At 40.0% G+C, this 7,511-nt stretch carries 7 protein-coding genes and 3 tRNA genes; 3 read left to right on the forward strand and 7 right to left on the reverse strand.

Going from position 1 to position 7,511, the window contains the following annotated elements; all coding sequences use genetic code 11:
• The first annotated feature begins 9 nt into the window (after positions 1 to 9).
• The 3 genes from rpoD to JW794_04885 all read left to right on the forward strand — a co-directional run bounded on the left by rpoD (position 10) and on the right by JW794_04885 (position 3,628).
• Complete coding sequence (gene rpoD, locus JW794_04875; protein MBN2017451.1) at positions 10 to 1,752, forward strand: RNA polymerase sigma factor RpoD; 1,743 nt, start codon at positions 10 to 12, stop codon at positions 1,750 to 1,752.
• 147 nt (positions 1,753 to 1,899) lie between these two features.
• Positions 1,900 to 2,502: a TetR/AcrR family transcriptional regulator gene (locus tag JW794_04880; protein MBN2017452.1), complete on the forward strand. Its 603-nt coding sequence runs from the start codon at positions 1,900 to 1,902 to the stop codon at positions 2,500 to 2,502.
• A 22-nt stretch (positions 2,503 to 2,524) separates the two neighbouring features.
• Positions 2,525 to 3,628 carry a T9SS type A sorting domain-containing protein gene (locus tag JW794_04885; protein MBN2017453.1) on the forward strand — a complete coding sequence of 368 codons (1,104 nt, stop codon included), beginning with the start codon at positions 2,525 to 2,527 and terminating at the stop codon, positions 3,626 to 3,628.
• Positions 3,629 to 3,667: 39 nt separating this feature from the next.
• Here JW794_04885 and JW794_04890 read toward each other — a convergent pair whose 3' ends face one another.
• From JW794_04890 to JW794_04920, 7 genes are all read right to left on the reverse strand, one after another.
• The gene (locus JW794_04890) at positions 3,668 to 4,018 is read right to left on the reverse strand and encodes a hypothetical protein (protein ID MBN2017454.1); all 351 of its coding nucleotides are present in this window, start codon (positions 4,016 to 4,018) and stop codon (positions 3,668 to 3,670) included.
• A gap of 133 nt (positions 4,019 to 4,151) precedes the next feature.
• Positions 4,152 to 5,993: a helix-hairpin-helix domain-containing protein gene (locus JW794_04895; protein ID MBN2017455.1), complete on the reverse strand. Its 1,842-nt coding sequence runs from the start codon at positions 5,991 to 5,993 to the stop codon at positions 4,152 to 4,154.
• Positions 5,983 to 6,777, reverse strand: a complete 795-nt coding sequence (locus JW794_04900) for a hypothetical protein (protein ID MBN2017456.1) — start codon at positions 6,775 to 6,777, stop codon at positions 5,983 to 5,985. Before JW794_04900 ends, JW794_04895 begins: the two co-directional genes overlap by 11 nt.
• A 107-nt stretch (positions 6,778 to 6,884) precedes the next feature.
• A tRNA-Leu gene (locus JW794_04905) sits at positions 6,885 to 6,972 on the reverse strand.
• A gap of 9 nt (positions 6,973 to 6,981) precedes the next feature.
• Positions 6,982 to 7,056 (reverse strand) — tRNA-Cys (locus JW794_04910).
• 8 nt (positions 7,057 to 7,064) lie between these two features.
• Positions 7,065 to 7,139 (reverse strand) — tRNA-Gly (locus JW794_04915).
• Positions 7,140 to 7,236: 97 nt separating this feature from the next.
• A partial coding sequence (locus JW794_04920; protein MBN2017457.1) for a hypothetical protein occupies positions 7,237 to 7,511 on the reverse strand: 275 nt, incomplete at its 5' end.

The raw sequence follows: 7,511 nt of genomic DNA on the forward strand, positions 1-7,511 counted from the left end.
GGAGACTTTATGAAAACGATAAGTGAATTTATTGAAGAACTAAAACAGCGTGGGGATGAGCGGGGTTTTATCACCTATGATGAAATAAATCAGCTTCTTCCTGATAATCCTATTTTTTTGGATAAGATCGATGACATCTTTAATGAATTAAAAGATGCCGGGCTTGAGATCCTCGACGAGACAATGAAGGGCGGGATCCGCAAGAAGAAACGTACCCCAAAGCCCAAAAAAGCATCGGTTAAGATAAGCTTTTATGACGATCCTGTCCGCATGTATCTAAAGGATATGGGAAAAGTGCCGCTGCTCACTCCTGAGGATGAAGCAAAGATATCCAAAAGGATTGAAGATGCACAGACAACGATCAATAAACTGACACTCAATTGTGGAAGCAGTCTCCGTGAATTCCAGAATGTTATCAAACGTTATAGGGAAGGGAAGATCAAAATAGACCAGATCCTGAAAATAGAATTTGGCAGCTGGTTCGATAAAGAAAATAACGAACGCCTTATCTCCCTGCTGGATGAGCGAACAAAAAAAGCTCTTGATCACTCTGATGAGATTGAAAAAATAATCAATAAAAAACCCTCAAAAAGATACAGCAAGACCCAAACTGTCGGTGAAAAAATAAAAGAGAACCGCGCACACATCATGGAGCTTTTTGAGGAGATGTGCTTCACCGACATGATGATCCAGCGTCTCATTTACAGAATAAACAGTTTGCTTGGTCGTATAAATGTCAGTCTCAATCGTATCTACGCTGTGAGTAATATTAAGGGCTATAGCACAGCAAAAATATGCACACTCGGCAGGAAAGCCGAAAAAGGCAAAGAAGATTTCAATGAAGTTGCCGAACTCACTGGTCTTGATCCGCATATTTTTATGGATGCCCTGAGAAAGATCAAAAACAACCGGAGAAAGATTCGAAGGGTCGAGCTCGAAACACGTATGACTGCCGATGAGCTCAAACGTCTGATGGAGGATATCCGCAAAGCACAGGATCAGAAAGAGCAAGCAAAGAATGATATCATAAAGGCAAATGTCCGTCTTGTTATCAGTATTGCCAAGAAATATAACAATCGCGGGCTCAGCTTCCTCGACCTGATCCAGGAAGGCAATATCGGGCTTATCCGTGCTGTTGAAAAATATGATTATCACAAGGGATATAAATTCTCAACCTATGCCACCTGGTGGATTCGCCAGACTATCACAAAAGGTATTGCTGATCAGTCACGGACAATTCGCGTTCCTGTTCATATGGCAGAAGCCATTAATAAAGTGAATCGGGCTCATAACAAACTTGTGCAGGCACTCGGCAGAGAGCCCTATCCAGAGGAAATCGCACAGGAACTCGATCTTCCGGTCGAAAAAGTGAAGGGCATCATGAATGTCTCGAAACGACCTGTTTCTCTCGATAAACCTGTCGGTGATGAGGATGGCGATACCACATTAAGTGATTTCATCGAAGACGATAATATGATCTCGCCTGAGAAAATCGCAGAAAGAACACTCCTGCGCAAACAGGTTGAGGCTGTCCTTTCAACACTTACAAAACGAGAGCGTCGTGTGATCAAATTGCGCTTTGGCATCGGTGACCAGACTCCCCGAACCCTTGAAGAGGTTGGTCATATCTTTGATATCACTCGTGAGCGTGTTCGACAAATCGAAGAAAAAGCCAAAGAAAAACTTCGCCATCACAGCAGGGCCAATATCCTCAAAAAATATATGGATACATTTGAGGAATTTAATCGATAATATTTAATCCCAAAATAGATAAACATACGTTTCAAAAAACGGATTTTTTTACATCTACTAATTATACATTTTCTTGACACATTAAAAGAAAGAAATTTATTTTACACAGCGTAAAATCATTTTACTTAACGTATAATAGTGCAATAAATGAACAGAAAAGAAAAAGAAATGCTGACTCGCAGGGAAGCAATAATTGCTGCTGCCGAAAAACTTTTTTTCAGCAAGGGCTTTCAGAATGTTACGATGGAAGAGATCGCCGAGAAAGCAGAATTCACAAGACCAACCTTGTATGCGTACTTTAAAACCAAAGCTGAACTTTATGTTGTGATCTTTACGAAAATATCTCTGATCAGGTGGAAGATGCTGAATGATGCTATGGCACAAAAAGACACAGGGTATGATAAACTCTATGCCTTTGGTGATGCATATTACGAATTCGCAATTCAATATCCAGAATATTTGAAATTCATGCTCTACTGGGATCATTACGGGCTTCCATGTGACAAGATCGATCAGGATATTATGAAAGCATTTACAGAACCAAGAGATAATGCTCGTGTCGATCTGGTTAATGCTTTCCGCCTTGGTATGAGTGATGGTACAATTCGGGATGATATTGAAATCGATTATGTCATGCCCTATTTATGTATTACGACACGCGCTGTCCTTAATGAGGTTGTACTCGGTTACGCAAATAAGGAATATTATTACAGTTTCTTTCGATTATTTCTCAGGGGTTTGAAAAAATAAATTAACAAAACGGAGGTCTTGTATGTTTAAAACTGGGAAAAAATTAGTGCTTTTGGGGATTATCCTGCTGCTGATTCCCCTGTCTGTCAAGGCACAAAACTACCTGGATATGCCAGAAGGAATCTCTTATGACAGCGGTTCAAAGAGCTATTATGTATCCTGTTGGAATCCTGCATGTGTCGTAAAGATCGATAGTCTCGGCAATCAGAGTGTTTTTAAGTCCGGGCTAACTGCCTGTGCAAATAATGTCCTTGTGGATTCGATCCTGTATGTGTCCTATCGATATGGAGTAAAGGCGTTCAACATCAAAACCGGAGTACAGGTTCTATATAAGCCCATAAGTGCTACGAATTACTTTGATGGCATCGCATATCATGCAGGTTATCTTTATCTAATCAATCACGGGCAGAAACTCTATAAGATAAATCTTACAGATAACACCCATGAATTGTTAACAAGCACCGGACTCGGCTCCTATCCACAGGGACTTATTTATGACGAGGTTAACGACAGGCTCTTAACGTGCTCGTTCCAGAACAGCGCTCCCATCGTGCAGATCAATCCTCAGAACGGGCAGACATCCTATGCCTTGTGGACTGGTCTAAATAATCTCGATGCTTTAGCGCAGGATCAATACGGCAATATCTATGTAACGTGCAATGGAACTAATTCTGTGTATCGATATGATTCAAATCTGGAGAATCGCATCGTTGTTTCATCGGGCCATAGCGGTCCTTCAGGTCTTGAATACAATCGTGACGATAATATCCTTGCAATCTCTAACTTCTTTACTGATGTGGTAGATTTTGTGTCAATGGCACCCTATTCAATTGATGATCCTATAGAAGAGGGATTACGGCTACATCAGAATTTTCCAAATCCTTTCAGCCACTCCACAACCCTCAGGTTTGCTCTTATGAAACCGTCAAATATCGTTCTCTCCTTATATGATGCTCGAGGTAGATTTATCACAACACTTCTTGATGACCACTATCAATCAGGATTCCATGATTTTTCTCTTGATATTCACTGTTGTTCACAACCAGAACTCCCGTCTGGAATATATTTTATTCATCTTAAAAACAATGACCTGGAGCTGATGAGAGAAATTACGCTTATTCGTTAGATTTTGGGGCTGAGGTGGTTTTTTTCCTTTAGGGTTTATTTAATCATAAAACCGAACGGATACTTCGTCGATGTGTTCGTTTTCCGCGAGGATTTTTTCCTGAAATTCTATTGTTGTAAGAAACCCCTTTGTTCGCTGCGGTTCAAAAATCCCGTAAATCATCTTAGAACCGAGTTCAAGATTTTGATAATATACCCGAACAATTATCCTGCGTTTGATCTTGAAGCTCGCAATGTTGTCGATCTCAAAATATACCTGGCAATAGGTTGGTGCTTCTGTTTCTATCTGTATTTCCTGCACGTTCAGGTATTTATCAAGCTGCTTATGACAATATTTCGTTTGGAGTAATCCGAAAATTGCTGCTGCAAGAAGGATCACCCAGATGAACATTGGCACCCGCTGTCTCCTTCCAGTTGAAGTTTGAGGTCGTCGAACTCTAAACATATATGATACAAGAATTATTGAAAGAATCAATGCAAGTTTTTCATAAAAAAACTCTTGATGTTTATTCTTTACCTATTGTTCAGAAACCTGTTTCCAGTTGAAATTTTACTTGTCTCGAATGTTTAATTTCTTTCTCCTTCCAGGCTTTTTCCGCATATTTTGCCTGGATCGAGATATGCCGACCAATATCATATTTAAAAAGAACATACCAGAAAATCCCATCACCTTTAAATTGAGAGTTTAGCATCACGCCATCGAGATCATTTTCGTACATATAGAGGATTATATCCCCCGTATGATACTGACAGAAGCGGATATAATTCTTTAATCGTGGTGTGATGAAGTACTTGATCTCCTGGTAGAGAAGGGTTCCTGCATCATACTTGTCTGTGTTCTCATAATGATGGTAGGTAAATTCTCCCCTGAATTTGAGCTCTATCTTCTCGTTGATCTTTTGAATAAAATCGCAACGGCAAGTATTTCTTTTTACCTGGTACAGTTTACTCACATCATCAAAACTGCGCCACCGCTCTGTCTGTTTAAAATGATACGTTGCGCGTATTCGGGATGCTTTCCACTTTTGATCGAACTGCACAAATGAATCAAAGCCATACGCTGGTACATTTCCATACGTGCCCTTTTCCGGAAACCGGTAAACGTCAAAATAAACATCAAGCCGTGAGCGATCAAAAGGATGGCATGTTATACCATAATACACTCCTCGTTCGTTATCGAACTCTCCACCTCCGTGGAACGGATTTCCATGGAATGTTGGAAAATTCTTTTCATAATCCCTGTAGAGAATTACATTCTCGAACGAACCTTGTTGCCAGAATAATCCTGCCACGAATGCCTTTTTCTCATCTGCTAAACCACCTTCTCCAAAGAACGTTACGTTCTCGAAATTGAGATTAAAGTCTATGCTATAGAGATTTTGGTCCTGCTTTTTTGTAGAATCACAAAAGGGATGATCATACATATCTCGATACCCGGTTAGACCAATTGTGCTTTTATCTCCATAGCTGAGGTGAGCTCCATATAATTTTTCGCGGATTGCATCCTTCTTGTCGTGCCCCGATTCGCCTATATGGAAACCGGTTATATCAATACTTTTTATACATCCGTTCTCGACGATTCCGTCCAGAGTATAGTCTGAATAAAAGGAAATAACATGGAAATTATGGAATGAAAAATCTATGGCAGCACCGAAAAGAGAATATGCTTCATTGGTCGATGTGTATGGGCGAATTTCCTGGTAGTGTTTTATCGGTTGATGGGTGGCATTACCTCCTTTTGAGAGAGCAAGTTTTGGTGCAAAAAGAATGCCCTGCCCAAAAGCTAACCTATAATTCCCGAGAGCAAATGCTTTTACAAATCCCATGTCTTTTGCGAAGAGTGTCGCGCTCCAATAATCAAGCCAGTCTTTTTCTCCTTCGTCTTTTTGGGAGAGAAAATAGAGAGAAAACTTTTTCCAATTTGCCTGATATTTTTGATAAAATTTCAAGGGAGAATCTTTATCTGCTCCTTCTTTGTACTGCAACCTCTGGCGGGTGATCACATGAACCGGTGCTGAAATATGGTAAGAAATATATGGTTCGAGCTCTTCAATAACCTCGTCTGGTATTCCCGCTTTCTGAAGATCGTTGCTGTTTGTTATCGAATGCTTTTTCCGAAACCTCAGGATCTCTTCACCGTCCTGAGGTGAAAGCCACGGGAGTTCAACTAGTTCCTCGAAACTTGCCTTATTGATATCAAGTTTGTGTTTCTTAAGATATTCAAGATGTCTTTGAAGTTCAGTCGAAATATAGGTTTCATCTTCTGATGAAAAGAGCTTCTCCATCTGTTCTTCTGTATCTTCAGCCCTCAAAGAGAAGGAGATTATTACAACAAGAATAATCAATATGACAATCTTATTTCCCATACTGCACCGAGATGTAATGAGATACCTTAAAATACTCATGTGTTTCGATCGCATATTGTATCGCGCAATTCATGAAATGGAATTCGCACCCTGCGGTGAATTGATTTGGTTCTGTATGGAATCCGCTGAAAAATCCAGCGAAATCAACCGGATAGTATGCAACACCCACTCGAAAAGAAAAGGGATAATAGATCTCTTTTATGAATCCAAATCCAACGCTCAGATTCTCTGCAAAATCATAGGATATAAACGTTCTGTTTTCCTGAGGGAGCGGGTCGTTCTCCAGTTCGCTGAAGGTGATGTTGAGATAGGATGTAGAGAATGTAAGTTCCTTGTATTCTGCCCTGAACCCAACATCTACCTGAAATGCATTCTGCGCTTCGAATTCTTGGGTTTTATCAATAAGGTAACGGGCACTTGCTCCAAACCAGTAATGAGAGAAAATCCTATAATTTGCTCCTATAACAAAGCTTTGCTCTTTATAGATATCATTTCCGAAATCCTGGTAGCCAAGGGCAAACACTGCGCTGCCAAATCTATATGAAAAAGCAATATTCTTGTAAGATATGTCATTAAATGAAAAGGGTATCATGTATGACGTTGATAATGAGTAATGGTCTTGAATATTTGCCGGATTAAGAAACAGGCAGGATGCTGAACCGTCAAAAAGAGTAATGCCGGAAAGTGCCGCTATACGGGCTGATGGAGCATACTGCAAGAACGCACCCTCAATCAAAAAGGGGATGATGCACAAACAAACTATTGTGAATAGAATTATTTTCATAACTCGCTCCACATCTATTTTTATTCTTCTAAATTGAGGATGAAAAATTGGGTTTTTTTTGTCAAATTTTTGTTATAAAAAAAACCCGCACAATGCGGGTTGAAAGATGGTACCAGAGGCCGGACTTGAACCGGCACGAGCGCGAAGCTCGAGGGATTTTAAGTCCCTTGTGTCTACCAATTCCACCACTCCGGCACTAAAAATTGGAGGCGACACCCGGATTCGAACCGGGGAATAAGGATTTTGCAGACCCCTGCCTTACCACTTGGCTATGTCGCCAAAAAAAATGGAGCGGGAAACGGGATTCGAACCCGCGACATCTACCTTGGCAAGGTAGAGCTCTACCACTGAGCTATTCCCGCTGTAGGAAGTAAAAAATTTTTGCTTGGCTTCCTATGTCAAGAATTTTGCACGTCTATTTTATATTGATAAAAACAACCGCTGAATCAATTATTAATTTTATCGTTTTTCCTGGATTGTCCTTCTCCAGACATCAAACGTTAACCACCAAAGTACGTCTTTTGCAAAACCCGTTTGACCTTTATAATATTCATTAACTATTTCTTTTATGTAGCTATAATCATAATATAAAAATTCTTTTGCTCCTTCACTATGAAGAGTGTCATAAACATACTCCATATTATTCTTAAGAAATAACTTGGCAAAATCGAAGGTGTGGCTTTTTTGGAAACGTTCATAGAGTTTACCTAATAAAAAAGCAAGATAGTTATTTA

The organism is Candidatus Cloacimonadota bacterium (assembly GCA_016932035.1).
GTDB lineage: Bacteria > Cloacimonadota > Cloacimonadia > JGIOTU-2 > JGIOTU-2 > Celaenobacter.

Coding starts and splice junctions, on each gene's coding strand:
- rpoD (MBN2017451.1), top strand. CDS start 10: ATGAAAACGATAAGTGAATTTATTGAAGAACTAAAACAGCGTGGGGAT.
- JW794_04880 (MBN2017452.1), top strand. CDS start 1,900: ATGAACAGAAAAGAAAAAGAAATGCTGACTCGCAGGGAAGCAATAATT.
- JW794_04885 (MBN2017453.1), top strand. CDS start 2,525: ATGTTTAAAACTGGGAAAAAATTAGTGCTTTTGGGGATTATCCTGCTG.
- JW794_04890 (MBN2017454.1), bottom strand. CDS start 4,018: ATGTTCATCTGGGTGATCCTTCTTGCAGCAGCAATTTTCGGATTACTC.
- JW794_04895 (MBN2017455.1), bottom strand. CDS start 5,993: ATGGGAAATAAGATTGTCATATTGATTATTCTTGTTGTAATAATCTCC.
- JW794_04900 (MBN2017456.1), bottom strand. CDS start 6,777: ATGAAAATAATTCTATTCACAATAGTTTGTTTGTGCATCATCCCCTTT.